The organism is Kineosporia sp. NBRC 101677, assembly GCF_030269265.1.
Classification (GTDB): Bacteria; Actinomycetota; Actinomycetes; order Actinomycetales; family Kineosporiaceae; genus Kineosporia; species Kineosporia rhizophila.
In genome coordinates, this window is sequence record NZ_BSTA01000001.1 from 195,710 (window position 1) to 210,542 (window position 14,833).

At 70.1% G+C, this 14,833-nt stretch carries 13 protein-coding genes; 5 read left to right on the forward strand and 8 right to left on the reverse strand.

Going from position 1 to position 14,833, the window contains the following annotated elements; all coding sequences use genetic code 11:
• Nucleotides 1–14: 14 nt before the first annotated feature.
• The 4 genes from QSK18_RS00870 (at nucleotide 15) to QSK18_RS00885 (ending at nucleotide 4,123) form a co-directional block, all read left to right on the forward strand.
• Entirely contained in the window at nucleotides 15–587 is a 573-nt protein-coding gene (locus tag QSK18_RS00870) for a SigE family RNA polymerase sigma factor (RefSeq protein ID WP_285616304.1), read from the forward strand.
• On the forward strand, nucleotides 584–1,996 hold the full coding sequence (locus QSK18_RS00875) for a hypothetical protein (RefSeq protein ID WP_285616305.1): 1,413 nt from the start codon (nucleotides 584–586) through the stop codon (nucleotides 1,994–1,996). The genes QSK18_RS00870 and QSK18_RS00875 overlap by 4 nt, the downstream gene beginning before the upstream one ends.
• A gap of 115 nt (nucleotides 1,997–2,111) precedes the next feature.
• Entirely contained in the window at nucleotides 2,112–2,600 is a 489-nt protein-coding gene (locus QSK18_RS00880) for a SigE family RNA polymerase sigma factor (RefSeq protein ID WP_232811283.1), read from the forward strand.
• On the forward strand, nucleotides 2,600–4,123 hold the full coding sequence (locus QSK18_RS00885; RefSeq protein WP_232811281.1) for a hypothetical protein: 1,524 nt from the start codon (nucleotides 2,600–2,602) through the stop codon (nucleotides 4,121–4,123). The genes QSK18_RS00880 and QSK18_RS00885 overlap by 1 nt, the downstream gene beginning before the upstream one ends.
• Before the next feature lie 66 nt (nucleotides 4,124–4,189).
• Here QSK18_RS00885 and glmM read toward each other — a convergent pair whose 3' ends face one another.
• From glmM to rplM, 3 genes are all read right to left on the reverse strand, one after another.
• On the reverse strand, nucleotides 4,190–5,542 hold the full coding sequence (gene glmM, locus QSK18_RS00890; protein ID WP_232811278.1) for a phosphoglucosamine mutase: 1,353 nt from the start codon (nucleotides 5,540–5,542) through the stop codon (nucleotides 4,190–4,192).
• Between the two features lie 180 nt (nucleotides 5,543–5,722).
• Nucleotides 5,723–6,208 carry a 30S ribosomal protein S9 gene (gene rpsI, locus QSK18_RS00895; protein ID WP_408623288.1) on the reverse strand — a complete coding sequence of 162 codons (486 nt, stop codon included), beginning with the start codon at nucleotides 6,206–6,208 and terminating at the stop codon, nucleotides 5,723–5,725.
• 91 nt (nucleotides 6,209–6,299) lie between these two features.
• Nucleotides 6,300–6,743, reverse strand: a complete 444-nt coding sequence (gene rplM, locus QSK18_RS00900) for a 50S ribosomal protein L13 (protein WP_232811276.1) — start codon at nucleotides 6,741–6,743, stop codon at nucleotides 6,300–6,302.
• A gap of 298 nt (nucleotides 6,744–7,041) precedes the next feature.
• Between rplM and sthA the strand changes: the two genes are divergently transcribed.
• A complete protein-coding gene (gene sthA / locus QSK18_RS00905; RefSeq protein ID WP_232811274.1) occupies nucleotides 7,042–8,508 on the forward strand; it encodes a Si-specific NAD(P)(+) transhydrogenase in 1,467 nt (488 codons plus the stop codon).
• An 18-nt stretch (nucleotides 8,509–8,526) separates the two neighbouring features.
• On the opposite strand, the gene QSK18_RS00910 is transcribed toward sthA, so the two are convergent.
• The 5 genes from QSK18_RS00910 to truA form a co-directional block, all read right to left on the reverse strand.
• Entirely contained in the window at nucleotides 8,527–9,471 is a 945-nt protein-coding gene (locus QSK18_RS00910) for a lipid kinase (RefSeq protein WP_232811272.1), read from the reverse strand.
• A 54-nt stretch (nucleotides 9,472–9,525) separates the two neighbouring features.
• Nucleotides 9,526–11,217 (reverse strand): ABC-F family ATP-binding cassette domain-containing protein, encoded by a 1,692-nt coding sequence (locus tag QSK18_RS00915; RefSeq protein ID WP_232811270.1) that lies wholly within the window; start codon nucleotides 11,215–11,217, stop codon nucleotides 9,526–9,528.
• A gap of 64 nt (nucleotides 11,218–11,281) precedes the next feature.
• Nucleotides 11,282–11,767 (reverse strand): DUF5709 domain-containing protein, encoded by a 486-nt coding sequence (locus QSK18_RS00920; protein ID WP_232811268.1) that lies wholly within the window; start codon nucleotides 11,765–11,767, stop codon nucleotides 11,282–11,284.
• A 172-nt stretch (nucleotides 11,768–11,939) separates the two neighbouring features.
• Complete coding sequence (locus QSK18_RS00925) at nucleotides 11,940–13,868, reverse strand: ExeM/NucH family extracellular endonuclease (RefSeq protein ID WP_285616308.1); 1,929 nt, start codon at nucleotides 13,866–13,868, stop codon at nucleotides 11,940–11,942.
• Between the two features lie 70 nt (nucleotides 13,869–13,938).
• Nucleotides 13,939–14,802 (reverse strand): tRNA pseudouridine(38-40) synthase TruA, encoded by an 864-nt coding sequence (truA, locus tag QSK18_RS00930; protein ID WP_232811264.1) that lies wholly within the window; start codon nucleotides 14,800–14,802, stop codon nucleotides 13,939–13,941.
• Nucleotides 14,803–14,833 lie beyond the last annotated feature (31 nt).

The window sequence follows — 14,833 nt, forward strand, 5'->3', positions numbered from 1 at the left end:
ATGCGGCCGACCTGATGAATGACGAGACCGGCTTCCGCCAGTTCGTCAACGCCCGCTGGCCGGCCCTGGTGCAGAGCGCCTACCTGGTCACGCTGGACCGCGGCATCGCCGAGGACTGCGTGCAGGAGGCGCTGACCAGGGTGCACCGCCGCTGGAGACGCGTTGCGGTGGACAACCCGGAGGCCTACGTACGTAAGGCCGTTCTGAACGCGGCGTTGTCGTGGCGGCGTAAGCGCCGTCTGCGCGAGGTACCGCTGGAGCACGCAGGTTCCCCGAGGGCGGACGATCCGGTGTCTTTGTCGATGCTGGACGCGGACGACCAACTGGTGGCCGCGCTGCGCTCGCTCCCGCCCCAGATGCGCGCCGCCGTGGTGCTGCGTTATTTGGAAGACCGATCCGAGAGCGAGACCGCCCAATTGCTGGGCTGTTCCGTAGGCGCAGTCAAGAGTGCAAGCAGCCGGGGAATCGCCCGCCTGCGCACCGCACTGGGCGAGCCGGGACCGCCCGCACCTCCGCCCCGGGCCGAGCTGATCGACCCGGAGGGACCGCAGTCGCAGATGTTCAGGTTCGTGGAGGGAACCCGATGACCGAGCCGCAGGCACACGAGCAGGGGCTGCCCACAGGTCTGGCGACCCGGCTCCATGGGCTGGCCGACCGACGTACCCAGGGCACCCGTCCGTACCCGGCAGTGGACCGGGCGATCCGGCGCGACCGGATCACCCGCATCGGCGGTGTCGCCGCCGCCACCGTCATGACCGTGGTCATTGCGATGGGGTTCGTGGTGGGGGGCGACCTGCTGGGCCGCCCGGACGCCGCCGCCCCGGCGAACAGCAATGAAAAGCCCCAGACCCCGGAGGAGGCCGGGTACCCGACAGCGACGTCGGGCTCGCTGGCCGACGACACCGGCTGGGTGGACGAACTGCGCGCAGTGGCTGCGCGACGCAATCAGGCCGAATGGGAAGGCATTTCGGCCGAGGACGTCCGGGTGGTGGCCGCCGGTGACATCGAAGGCAAGGTCCGCTACACCCTGATCCTCTTCCCCACCCAGGACGGCCAGTGGGTGCGCCAACTCTGGTACGGCCGGCCCGGGGACGAGCCGGAGGCGATGCAGCCGCACGGCCCGTCGGACCGAGAGGACGACGGGGTGCCCACCGGTCCGGTCGCTGCATTCAGCCGGGCCGGTGACCGGGCCAACATCCTGACCGCCGACCCGGCCGAGCAGGAGGACCCGATCGTCATCGTCCTGGCTGTCAAGGCCGACAGCGTCTCCGTTGTCACCGGGCGCGACGTTCAGGCGGACGGCGGGTTCAGCGACCGGTTCCGCGAACTTCCCTCGGTGGCCGACGGTGTCTGGGCCGCCTCTGTCGACGACGCCGAGTTCGCCGTGGGCGACGTCTGGGTGGATGGCGCGTCGTTGACCCCGTATCACGAGGCCGATGCCGGGTACGGCAGCGCACCGAACGAGTATGCCGCCGAGTCGCACTTCATTCCGGTCGCCCCGGAAGGCACCACCTGGCGCGATCTCTCCGGACTGCAGCAGGCCTTCCGGAAGTACCTGGCCGGCTCGGTCGGGCCGGACGTGGCGAACGAACCGCTTTATGCGGCCTACCAGCGGCTGGACAACGGCGGCCGGGTCGGGGTCGGGCTGATGCGCGCACCCAGCGGTGCCTACCTGTGGGCCCTGACCGAGTTCGTCCGTGGTCGCGCCGCCCAGGCCACCCACTGGAGCAGCGGCGGCACGCTCGCGGCGGGCCCGGACGCCGACGAGGTGATGACTGCGATGCGGGTGCGTCACCAGAAGGTGCACCGGTACGTGGTGATGGCTCCCGAGAACGCCGTCACGGTCCAGGCCGGATCGTTCAGCGCCGAGGTGACCGACCGGGTAGCCGTGATCGAGGTGCCGGCGAAGAAGGACCCGGACGACGTGCCCCAGGTCCAGGCCCGCGATGCCGCCGGCAAGGTGATCGGCGAGGTCACCCCGGCCGACACCTTCTGAAAGACTCGAGTCACCTTCCCGGGGAACCGGGAAGGTGACTCGAGCAACCTGAACGACCCCGGCTGCGTATGACTCCCCAGCAAACCGTTTCCGGTCATGGGGGAAGGACGCGTACATGGACGACGAAGCCTTCAGGCAGTTCGTCGCTGCGCGGTGGCCCGCCCTGGTGCAGAGCGCCTACCTGATCACGGTCGACCGCGGCATCGCGGAGGACTGTGTGCAGGAGGCTCTGGCCAAGGTGCATCAACGCCGGCACCACATCCGGGACGAGAATCCCGAGCCGTACGTGCGCAAGGCCGTGGTCAACGCGGCCCTGTCGTGGCGCCGTAAGCGCCGGATCCGCGAGGTGCCGCTGGAGTCGGCGCCCGCACCGGCCCTGGGGTACGAGCCCGAGCTGCGTACCCGCAACGAGCAGCTGATCGCCGCCCTGCGCTCGCTGCCTCCGCTGATGCGCGCGGCGGTGGCCCTGCGCTATCTCGAGGACTGTTCCGAGGCCGAGACCGCGCGGCTGATCGGCTGCTCGACCGGCACGGTGAAGAGCGCGTCCAGCCGCGGGGTGGCGAAGCTGCGGGTGGCCCTGGCGACGACGGAAGGAGCGCGGTGATGAAGCAGGACGAGCACGGCCTGTCGGCAGACCTGGCCGAGGAGTTCCGGCAGCTGGCCGGGCACGAGACCGTCGGCAGCCGGCCGTTCCCCCGGGTGGACGCAGCGATCCGTCGCCGGCGCGCCACCCGTTACGGCGGGGTCGCCCTGGCCGGGGCAGTGGCCGCGGTGGTGGTGGCCGTGGACCTGCTGGCCGGCGGTGGCGCGAATCAGGCCGACCAGCAAGGGGTTCCCAGCGGTCCGACGCCGGTGTTCACCTCCAGCCAGGCCCCCGAGGTGCAGGTGACGGACGAGCCGTCCACCCCGGAAGAGGCCGGCTACCCGGAGCAGACCATCGGCTCATTGGCCGGGGACGAGACCTGGCTGGCGAGTCTGCGGCAGCGGCTCCAGGAGGACGATAGCTGGCGTTTCTCCGACATCCCCAAGATCGCCGACGAAGACGTCCGGGTGGTGGCGGCCGGGGACATCGAGGACCGGGCCCGCTTCGCGGTCGTTCTCTACAGCTGGCAGAAGAAGGGCGAGACGTACTGGGGCCGGGACCTGTGGCTGGGCCGGGCCGGGGCGTCGGCGGAGGAGCTGGACATGACCGGCTCGGCCGGGGCGCCGGACGTTCCGGACGTGGTGCCCTACGAACCGCTGACGGTCTTCGAGTCGCCCACCGACGACCCGGCCGAGGCGGTCGTGATGGTCGTCGCACCCATGGGTGTCGATTCGGCACAGGTCACCACCGACCGCGTGTTCACCGACCGGACGGGTCCGCTCGAGGCCTCGGTGGACCGCACCGAGGTGCCGCAGATCGGGGCCGAGGACCCGCGGTCCAGTTCGGTGTGGGCCGGGCCGGTCACCGAGGCCGAGTACCGGTTCTCCGAGATCGAACTGCTGTCCGCCGAGGGCGAACGGGCCGGCGGCACCGTCCTGAGCCGGGCTCCGGGCTACGACCTCACCGAGGTCGCCGAGGAGGGCACCGATCCGGCCGATCTGGAGTCGCTCAGCGGCAGCCTGGGTGAGCAGCGGGCCGGTGGCGACGACGTGCCGGTGCTGGCCGGGGGCTGGCCGGACGGCAAGGACTCGGACTGGCATTCGGCGGCGACCGTGCTGCGCACCGGTGGGGACGTCTACGTGGCCGGTTTCACCCTGCGGATGTCGCGTGACCAGGACTACGAGACCACCTGGCACGGCAGCATGCAGGCGGTCGCGAGTTCGGAGGACGCCGTGATGATGGGGGTGTCGGCCACCCCGGAGAACACGGACAAGGTCTACGTGATGCTCGTGCTCCCGAAGAACACCGAGCGCATCAAGATCGGCTCCGACGTCATCCTCTACACCGCCCGCGGACGCGTGGTCACGCTGATCAGGCCGAATGACGACAGTCTCCGGAACGCCGGGGGCGAACTGACGGTGGTGGCCAAGGACGGGAACGGGAAGACGCTCGGCGAGATCACGCCGCAGCCGTGGGACGAGAGCAGCCAGACCTCGCAGGAGATCGGCACCTTCGAGGGAGACGGCACCTCGGTACGTCCCTGAGAGAACAACCTGAGGACGACCGGAGGGGCGGCCCGCTGTCGCGGAACCGCCCCTCCGGCAAGGCTTCTACACCGGCAGAGCGAGCCGGGTACGCACCACCGAGGCCAGCCCCTCGGCCTCGGACCGGGCCTGCCCGGCCTCCTTGGCCTCGACCATGACCCGCACCAGCGCCTCGGTGCCGGAGGGGCGCAGCAGCACCCGGCCAGTGTCACCGAGGCGGGCCTCGGCCTCGGCCACCGCGGCCTGCAGCTCCTCGTCGGCGTGGCAGCGCGACTTGTCCACGCCCTTCACGTTGACCAGGACCTGCGGCAGCCGCTCCATCACCGAGGCGAGCTCGGCCAGCGTCTTGCCGGTCTGGGCCATCCGGGCCAGCAGGTGCAGCCCGGTGAGCACCCCGTCGCCGGTGGTGCTGTGGTCGAGCATGACCACGTGCCCGGACTGCTCGCCGCCGAGCGAGTAGCCGCCGGAGCGCATCTCCTCCAGCACGTAGCGGTCGCCCACCGCGGTCTGGACCAGGCGGATGCCCTCGCGCTCCATCGCCAGCCGCAGCCCCAGGTTGCTCATCACCGTGGTGACCAGCGTCTTGTGGGCCAGCACGCCCCGGTCGGCGAAGGCCAGCGCCAGCACCGCCATGATCTGGTCGCCGTCGATCTCGTTGCCCTGGTGGTCGACCGCCAGGCAGCGGTCGGCGTCACCGTCGTGCGCGATCCCGACGTCGGCGCCGTGCTCCAGCACCGCGGCCTTCAGCGGGCCCAGGTGGGTGGAGCCGTAACCGTCGTTGATGTTCAGCCCGTCGGGCTCGGCCCCGATCACCACGACCTCGGCCCCGGCCGCACGGAACGCCCGCGGAGAGACCTCGCTGGCCGCGCCGTGGGCGCAGTCGAGCACCACCTTCAGCCCGTCGAGCCGGACCGGCAGGGTGTCGACCAGGTGCTTGACGTAGCGGTCGCCGGCCTTGGCCAGCCGACGGGTGCGGCCGACCTCGGCGCCGGTGGGACGGGCCCACGGCTCCTGCATGCGCCGCTCGATCTGGTCCTCCACCTCGTCGGGCAGCTTGAAGCCGCCGGCGGCGAAGAACTTGATGCCGTTGTCGGGCATCGGGTTGTGCGAGGCCGAGAGCACCACGCCCAGGTCGGCCTCGCTGTCGTCGACCAGGAAGGCCACCGCGGGGGTGGGAACCACACCCGCGTCCTCCACGTCGACGCCCGCGCTGGCCAGGCCCGCCATCACCGCGGCGGACAGAAACTCGCCCGAGGCGCGGGGGTCGCGCCCGACCACGGCTCTGGGCCGGCGGCCGTTGAAGTCCGCGACCTCACCGAGCACGTGCGCCGCCGCGACCGACAGGTCGAGGGCGAGTTCAGCGGTGACGTCCCGGTTGGCCAGCCCTCGGACGCCGTCCGTGCCGAATAGTCGCGCCAACGCGTTCCTCCTAGCGGGAATGTCCCAACCCTACGCGCACCCGGGTCCTGATTCCCCGGTACGCAGAATCCGCAGGCGCACCCGACAGCGCGGGAGAACACGCCCTGGAACGCACGACAGCCCCGGAGCCGAATGACCCCGGGGCCGTGCGGTGCGCAGCTGTACTGCCGAGAGGGCAGATCAGCGCTTGCTGTACTGAGGAGCCTTACGCGCCTTCTTGAGACCGGCCTTCTTCCGCTCCTTGGCCCGCGGGTCACGGGTCATGAAGCCGGCCTTCTTCATCGCCGGGCGGTTGGCCTCGGCGTCGATCTCGTTCAGCGACCGGGCCACACCCAGTCGCAGGGCGCCGGCCTGGCCGGAGGAGCCACCACCGTGCAGCAGGGCGATGACGTCGAAGCGGCCCTCGGTCTCGGTGACCCGGAAGGGCTCGTTGACCAGCTGCTGGTGCACCTTGTTGGGGAAGTAGTCCTCCAGGGTGCGGCCGTTGATGGTCCACTGGCCGGTGCCGGGCACCAGGCGGACCCGGGCGACAGCCTCCTTGCGACGGCCGGTGGCCGAGCCGGGGGCGGTGATGCTGGAGCCGCCACCCTTGACCGCCGGCGTGGCGGAGGTGTAGCTGCTGGGAGCGTCCTCTTCGAACTCCTCGGCGGCGTCGTCGACGACCACGTCGGTGGTGGACTCGGTCACGTTTCTCCTTGGTGCGCTTGGCTACGGGGATCGCAGGTCCGCGGGCGCCGTCGGGCGGCGCCGGCACGAACTACTGGGCGATCTGGGTGATCTCGAAGGGGACGGGCTGCTGCGCGGCGTGCGGGTGCTCCGGGCCGGCGTAGACCTTGAGCTTGCTGAGCACCTGACGGCCGAGGGAGTTCTTCGGCAGCATGCCCCGGATCGCCTTCTCGACGGCGCGCTGGGGGTTCTTGTCCAGCAGTTCGGTGTAGGTGACCGAGCGCAGACCACCCGGGTAGCCGGAGTGCCGGTACGCCTTCTTCTGCTCACGCTTGTTGCCGGTCAGGGCGACCTTGTCGGCGTTGATGATGATGACGAAGTCACCGGTGTCGACGTGCGGAGCGAAGGTCGGCTTGTGCTTGCCACGCAGCAGCACGGCCGCCTGCGAAGCCAGACGACCGAGAACGACGTCGTTCGCGTCGATGACATGCCAGCGACGGTCGATGTCACCGGGCTTGGGGGTAAACGTACGCACTGGTCGCAGCCTCGTTCTGATCAGAGCATTCGGGTCGACATTTACATGTGCCACGGACAGCAGCCCGACCCTGAATGCCTTGGGAGAGGACTGTTGCTCCGCGCCCCGACGTGCCACGTGCCAGAAAGGCTCGACATGGCGTACGGGTCACACAACGATGAGCCAGATTACCGGCCCGCTTCCGGAGGGTCAAAACGCGGCGTCGGCGAGCTGACCATCAACCCTCCCTCTGGCCAGGCCGATGAAGCCCGGGAACACTGACAAAGCCAGCGTGGCACGCGGATCCGGGGGAACACTCATGGCCGAGCAGCGAGAGTACGACTACGACCTTCTGGTCATCGGATCCGGCCCGGGCGGCCAGAAAGCCGCGATCGCCGCGGCCAAGCTGGGCCGGCGGGCCGCCGTGGTGGAGCGTGGGGACATGGTCGGCGGGGTGTGCATCAACACCGGCACCATCCCCTCCAAGACGCTGCGTGAGGCCGTGCTCTATCTCACCGGCACCTACCAGCGGGACATGTACGGCCAGAACTACCGGGTCAAGCAGGACATCACGCTGGACGACCTGCTGGCCCGGACCCAGCACGTGATCGGCCGCGAGATCGAGGTGATCCGCAGCCAGCTGAACCGCAACGGGGTGGACCTGATCCAGGGCACCGGCCGCTTCACCGACCCGCACACGGTGCTGATCGAGGGCGGCCCGGGCGGCACCCGCACCGCCTCGGCCGAGTACGTGGTGATCGCCACCGGCACCACCCCGGCCCGGCCCTCGACCGTGGAGTTCGACGGCAAGAAGGTGATCGACTCGGACGGGATCCTGCACCTGGACCAACTGCCGCGCTCACTGGTGGTGGTCGGGGCCGGGGTGATCGGGATCGAGTACGCGTCGATGTTCGCCGCGGTCGGCTGCAAGGTCACCGTGGTGGAGCAGAACGACCGGATGCTCGGGTTCTGCGACCAGGAGATCGTCGAGTCGCTGAAGTTCCACCTGCGCGACCTCTCGGTCACCTTCCGCTTCGGCGAGAAGGTGTCGTCGGTCGAGCACAACGCCATGGGCACAGTCACCCATCTGGCCTCGGGCAAGAAGATCCCGGCGGACGCGGTGATGTACTCGGCCGGGCGGCAGGGCGCCACCGAGAAGCTGGACCTGGCCGCCGCCGGGCTGGAGGCCGACCCCCGAGGCCGGATCAACGTCGACGACAAGTACCGCACCAGCGTGGAACACATCTACGCGGTGGGCGACGTGATCGGCTTCCCGGCGCTGGCCGCGACCTCGATGGAGCAGGGCCGGCTGGCCGCCTGCCACGCCTTCGGCGAGCCGGTGAACAGCCTGATCGGGATGCAGCCGATCGGCATCTACACGATCCCCGAGATCAGCTACTGCGGCTGGACCGAGGACGACCTGACCTCCTCCTCGGTGCCCTACGAGGTGGGCATCTCGCGCTACCGCGAGCTGGCCCGCGGGCAGATCGCCGGCGACTCCTACGGCATGCTCAAGCTGCTGGTCAGCACCGGCACCCGAAAACTGCTGGGGGTGCACGTGTTCGGCTCCCAGGCCACCGAGCTGGTGCACCTGGGACAGGCCATCATGACCTGCGAGGGCACGGTCGACCACCTGGTCGACACGGTGTTCAACTACCCCACGCTGTCCGAGGCGTACAAGGTGGCCGCACTCGACGCCGTCAACAAGATCCGGGCGGTCGAGCGGTTCTTCGCGCCCGCAAACAAGTCCGAGACCAAGCCGGACGTCTCGACGCAAGAGGCGTAGAGACGTCCTGAAAAGGTTCTAGGAACGGGCTTTCTGCCGCGCCCGCACGTCGGCCACCCCGACCGTCGCATCCTCCGGCACGATCACCCGCAGCCCACCCTGGATGATCCCGAACACCTCCGGCGTGCGCGCCGACAGCTCCCCGTCGACGTTGATCGTGTGGTCGGGGGTGGTGCTGACGCGCACCCGCCGGGTGGTGACGTGGTACACGTGGTCGCTCTCGGTGAAGTGACCACTGACGAAGTGCCGGGCCACCTGCCAGCGCTGCAGGGGGGTGCCCCGGGGGATGGCGTACACGTCGAGCAGGTGGTCGTCGATGCCCGCCCCCGGCGCGACCACCGCTCCCCCGCCGTAGAACCGGCCGTTGGCCACGGCCAGCTGCAGCAGGTCGTCCAGCTCGACGTCGGGGTGGTCGCCGTCGGGGAACTCCAGCCGGGCCGAGAAGGTCTTGAAGCGGCGGTAGGCCTTGACCGTGGCGACCGGGTAGGCGAGCGCCCCGAGCCGCTTCTTCAGCTTGGGGTTGAGCTGCCGGGTCACCCCCACGGCGAGGCCGATCGAGCTGACGTTGAGGAAGCGGTCGTCGCCGACCACCCCCAGGTCGACGTCGACCACCTTGCCGGCCGCCACGTTCTCGCAGGCCCGGATCAGGTCGGTGGGCAGACCGAGGGTGCGGGCCAGGTCGTTCGCGGTGCCGGTGGGCAGCAGGCCGAGCACCACGCCGGTCTCGCACAACTGCGGTGCCACCGAGCTGACCGTGCCGTCACCGCCGCCCAGGATGATCGTGCGGGCGCCCTCGGCGATCGCCTGCGAGACCACCGAGGGCAGCGTGCTGGGATCGTCGACCGCATGGGCCGCCTGCAGCTCGACCCCCAGCCCGGAGAGGCTCTCCCGAGCGCGCTCGAAGTCCTCCTGTCCGCGGCGCGAGGCCGAGTTGACGATGAGGACGGCCGGCGACTCGATCACGCACCACAGGCTAAGCCCCGATTCTGAACGTTGCGTGAGAGCCCCCTGAGTGGGTCAGCGCGCTCGCTGCACTCTCGTTTCGTCCCAGACCGGCTCGTCCGACTCGTAGACCCGCCCGTCCGAGCCGAACACCAGGAAGCGGTCGAACTCCCGGGCGAACCAGCGGTCGTGGGTCACCGCCACCACCGTGCCCTCGAACGCCGCCAGGCCCTTCTCCAGCGCCTCGGCCGAGTGCAGGTCCAGGTTGTCGGTGGGCTCGTCGAGCAGCAGCAGGGTGGCCCCGGACAGCTCCAGCAGCAGGATCTGGAACCGGGCCTGCTGCCCGCCGGAGAGCGACTCGAACTTCTGCTCGGCCTGCACGCTGAGGCCGTAGCGGTCCAGCACCCGGCTGGCCGCCTCCCGCGGCAGCCCGGAGCGGTGGCCGTCGCCGCGGTGCAGGATCTCCAGCAGGGTGCGCCCGGCCAGCTCGGGATGCTGGTGGGTCTGGGCGAACCAGCCGGGCCGGACCCGGGCGCCGAGCTTGACGTTGCCGGTGTGTGCCACCGCGCCCGGGCGGGCGGTCGGGGAGTCGTCCACCGGCTGGTGCTCCAGGTCCGGGTCGCTGCCGCCGATCGCCAGCAGCCGCAGGAAGTGCGACTTGCCGGAACCGTTGGAGCCCAGCACCGCGACCCGGTCGCCGAACCACAGCTCGGTGCTGAACGGCTTCATCAGCCCGGTCAGCTCCAGGTCGGTGGCCACCACCGCGCGCTTGCCGGTGCGGCCGCCCTTGAGCCGCATGTGCACGTTCTGGTCGTTGGCCACCAGTTCCGGCGGCCCGGCCTCCTCGAACTTGGCCAGCCGGGTCTGCGCGGCGTGGTACTGCGCGGCCAGGGTGTCCATGTAGGCGGCCTTGTTCTTCAGCATCAGCACCAGGGCCTTGAGCTTGGCGTGCTCCTCGTCCCAGCGCCGGCGCAGCTCCTCGAGCCGCGAGTTCCGGTCGGTGCGGGCCTGCGCGTAGGTGCCGAACCCGGCGCCGTGCACCCAGGCGTTCGCCCCGGCCGCGTGCGGTTCCAGGGTGACGATCCGGGTGGCGGCGTGACTCAGGAGCTCCCGGTCGTGGCTGACCAGCAGCACCGTCTTCTTCGTCTCGGCCAGCTGGGCCTCGAGCCAGCGCTTGCCCGGCACGTCGAGGTAGTTGTCCGGCTCGTCGAGCAGCAGCATGTCGTCGGGGCCCCGGAGCAGGGCCTCCAGCACGAGACGTTTCTGCTCCCCGCCGGAGAGCGTGTTGGCGCTGCGGAACTGGGCCTTCTCGAACGGCATCCCGAGCGCAGCCATGGTGACCACGTCCCAGCCGGTCTCGGCCTCGTAGCCGCCCACGTCGGCCCAGTCGGACAGGGCCTGGGCGTAGGCCATCTGGGTGGGCTCGTCCTCGCGCTCCATCATCGCCAGCTCGGCCTTGTCCAGGGCCTGGCCGGCCTTGCGGATCGGGGCCGGGGCGACCGAGACCAGCAGGTCCCGCACGCTGGTCTGGTCGCGCACACTGCCGATGAACTGGCGCATCACGCCGAGCGAGCCGGTCAGCACGGCAGCGCCGGACTGGGCGGCCAGATCACCGGCGATGATCCGCAGCAGCGTGGTCTTACCGGTGCCGTTGGGGCCGATCAGGGCGGCCACGGCGCCCTCGGGCACCTTGAAGGTGACCTCGTCGAGCAGCGGGCGCCCGTCCGGGAGAGTGAAGGAGACCTGGTTGACATCGATACCGGACACGTCAGTCAGTGTGCCCTGTCCCCGGGACGGTACGCCCGCCAATATCCGCGGGAGCGGATCCTGATCAGTCGATGATGTGGATCGCGGCCTCTTCGGCGCTGGCCGCGCCGTAGTCGATGCCCACGTCCGAGCCGACCAGGTCCTTCTCCTCGTCCGAGCCGAGCCCCTCGTCCGGGTCGACCAGCCGGCCGGCGCGATCGCCGCCGACCTCGGCGTAGGACAGGTCCTCGTCCTCGATCCGGTTGTTGTCCACCGAGTCGATGTTCTCGTCGGTGGGCGAGGCCTCCAGGTCGGAGGCCAGGTTCGGGTCCGGGACCTCCTGGGCCAGGCGCTGGTCGAGGCTCTCGCCCTGCAGCTCCTCCTCGGCCGTGGTGCCGAACCGGGTCATCCCCTGGGGCTTCTCCGGCGGGGAGTAACTGGCGTCGAAGACCTGCTCGTCCACGTTGTCGTCGCCGAAGGCCTGGTCCAGGTCGTACGCATCGTCGGAGCCGTCCTGCCCCGGTTGGTACACCTCGTCCGAGACCTCGGGCTCGTTCGTCGAGTCACTCATGGAGGTGACCCTGGCACTTCCGGGCCGCGATCGCCATTCGTGACCCGGGTGAGTTCGGCCCATCGTTCCCGAACCCGACAACAAAGGTCCCCCAGCCCTGGAGGGCCGGGAGGTGCCCCCAGTCCGCGGGCCTCTTTGCGAGGCTCGCGGACGTCCCCTGTTGGAAGCTCTTCTACTTACGGAGCTTCAGCCCGATCAGCACCGGGTCGTGGTCGGAGGTGCGGAAGCGGTCGGGCGCGTAGAGCGAGGCGATCTGGCCGGCCGACTTGAAGTTGGTGTTGTAGTCCAGCACCGACGGCTCGTCCGCGTTGATGTGCACGTCCTCGACGTCCTTCACCTGCGAGCGCAGCGAGGAGCTGGCCAGCGCGGTGTCCAGCGAGCCGGACTGGCCGTCGAACACGTACGAGTAGGCGTCCTTGCCGGACTTGGCCCGGACCATGTCCGTGTAGCCGTTGGCCTTGCTGGTCAGGAGCAGGATCGGGTCCTCCTGGGCGTAGGAGTTCAGGTCCCCGATGATCAGCACGTCCTGGTCCCCTGCGGCCGGGACGACAGTGCCGTCGATCCAGCCGGCCAGAGCCTTGGCCTGCTCGGTGCGGCGGGCGTTGAAGCAGCTCTGCCCGTCGTTCTGGTCGGTGTTGGCGCCGGTCGCGCCGTCGCAGCCCTTGGACTTGAAGTGGTTGACCACCACGCTGACCCGGGCGCCGCCCTTCTTCTGCGCAAAGGTCACCGAGACCGGGTGCCGCTCGAACGTCTCGTCCTGCTGTACAAGCGTTTTCACCGGGGTAACAGCGGCCGGCTTGTACAGCAGACCCACCTTGATCGCGTCGTCGCCGGCCGCGTTGGTGACGCCGGTGGCCGCGTCGACGTCCACGTAGGCGTAGGTACCGGGCTTGGTCGCCGCGTTCAGCGCTTCGGTGAGGTCAGCGATCGCGCTGCCCGCCGCGTAGCCGTCGTTCTCGACCTCCATCAGCCCGACCACGTCGGCATCGAGCGACTTCAGCGCGGCGACCTCCTTGGCGGTCTGCCGCTGCAGCTCCGTTGCGTTCTCGGCGCCGCGGCAGTCGGTCGTCGCTCCGCCCACGCCGTACGTGCAGCCGGTGAACGTGTTGAAGTAATTGAGGACGTTGCTGCTCGCCACGGTCAGGTCCCCGGACACCTTGTTGTTGCGGGGACGGTCGTTGTCGGCGCGGAACTTGGCCTCACCGTTCAGCGCACCCACCGGACGTAGGCGCCAGGCGTTGGGGCTGGCCGAGTTGCCGCCCCACGTGTAGGTGAGCACGCCAGTGGCGTTCTTCACGGTGTCCCCGGTGCGCAGCGTGTTCTCGGCGCTCAGCGGCTTGCCGCCGCGGCCGAAGACGATCGGGTCCGGGTTCTGGGCGTTGGTGGCGTCGTCGATGATCAGCTGGTTCAGGTCGTTGCGGGCCTGGAGCTGGGCACTGCGCGGGTCGGCGGCCGGGTAGACGTTGGTCGGCTGCTGCAGCCGCCCGCCGGAGGAGACGGTGACCTGGCCGAAGCGCCCGAGCAGGTAGTGCTCGGTGACGGTGAGCCGCTGCGGCAGGCTGACCAGCATGCCCTCGTAACGCTCGAGGTCGTCGGCGGCCTTAAGAGGCAGCTTCACGTCGGTCGCCTTGACCTTCTGACCACTGGCGCACACATCGACAGTGCCGGCGGTGATCTGGGTCTGCCCCTGGTACTCCGCCGCGGTACCGGTGACCTGGACCTCGTCACCGGCCTTGACCTGGTCGGCGCCGCTGGACGCGAAGACGAAGATGCCGTCCGAGGTGGCCTTGTCCTTGTCCCCGCCGTCCTGGACGAAGAAGCCGCGCAGGGTGGGCGCAGCGCCCTCGTTGTCGCCCACCACGACGCCGCGCACGGTGACCGCGCCGGTGATGGCCGCGGTCGCGCCGCTGCCCTGGATCGCCCCGATCTTGGTCGCCTCGCCCGTGCAGGCGGCGGCCTGGGCGCTGCCGGCGGTCAGGAGGCTGAGCCCAGTGAGGGCGGTCAGTGAGGTGGCGGCGGCGAGCGCGGCGGCGCCGGCCCGGACGCTCCGGCGTCCGCGATGATCACTCTGGGTGTCGGCGTTACGCCGGTTGGTCGTCACGCTGGAGGATCCTAGGGGCGTTCGGTCCCCTTTGGCATGAACAGAACATGACGCGGGGGCAGCAATCCGTTCAGCGGTCTCCAGGCTCCGGCAGCGTACGGACGGCCCGTGCTTCCCGGGCGCGTGCCGCCAGCGCCTGGTCCGGCGGGTATCCCACCTCTTCCAGCACCAGGCCGTGTGGGGGCACAACCGCGACGTGCGGGTCCCGGGTGCGCGACGTAAGCACCAGGGCGGGCCAGTCCACCGGTTTGCGCCCCTCCCCCACCGGCAGCACTGCTCCGACCAGAGCCCGCACCATCGAGTGGCAGAACGCGTCCGCCAGCACGGTAGCGACCAGGAGGCCGTCTTCCTGGCGCTGCCAGGAGTAGGTGAGCAGGGTGCGGATGGTGGTGGCGCCCTCACGGTGCTTGCAGAACGCGGCGAAGTCGTTGAGTCCGGTCAGCGTGGCGGCCGCCGCTGTCATGGCCTCCGGGTCCAGAGGACGTCGGTGGTGGAGGACGTCGTGTCGGCGCAGCGGGGGTGCCCCGGCGGGATGGTCGCTGATCCGGTAGGCGTAGCGGCGATGGATGGCGGAGAACCGGGCGTCGAAGCCCTCAGAAGCGATCTGAGCCGCATGCACCCGGACGTCTGCGGGGAGGACACCGGCCAGCCTGGTCAGCAGTGCAGTGGCAGGGGGACGGTCGCTGCGCCCGGGGATGCTTTCCCATGCCCCCTGGGGGGTTTCGAAGTGCGCCACCTGGCCGCTGGCATGCACTCCGGCGTCGGTACGGCCCGCCACGGTGAGCTTGGGCGGTTCAGTGCGCAGGATCGTGCCCAGTGCGTTGGAGAGCACTTCTTCCACCGTGCGCCGGCCCGGCTGCGCGGCCCAGCCGCTGAAGTGGGTGCCGTCGTACCCGAGGTCGAGACGGATCCGCACCAGGGGTGAGTCTGCCAACGCCGCTTCCTCTGCATCGATGGTGGAAATG

Coding starts and splice junctions, on each gene's coding strand:
- QSK18_RS00870 (WP_285616304.1), top strand. CDS start 15: ATGAATGACGAGACCGGCTTCCGCCAGTTCGTCAACGCCCGCTGGCCG.
- QSK18_RS00875 (WP_285616305.1), top strand. CDS start 584: ATGACCGAGCCGCAGGCACACGAGCAGGGGCTGCCCACAGGTCTGGCG.
- QSK18_RS00880 (WP_232811283.1), top strand. CDS start 2,112: ATGGACGACGAAGCCTTCAGGCAGTTCGTCGCTGCGCGGTGGCCCGCC.
- QSK18_RS00885 (WP_232811281.1), top strand. CDS start 2,600: ATGAAGCAGGACGAGCACGGCCTGTCGGCAGACCTGGCCGAGGAGTTC.
- sthA (WP_232811274.1), top strand. CDS start 7,042: ATGGCCGAGCAGCGAGAGTACGACTACGACCTTCTGGTCATCGGATCC.
- QSK18_RS00920 (WP_232811268.1), bottom strand. CDS start 11,767: ATGAGTGACTCGACGAACGAGCCCGAGGTCTCGGACGAGGTGTACCAA.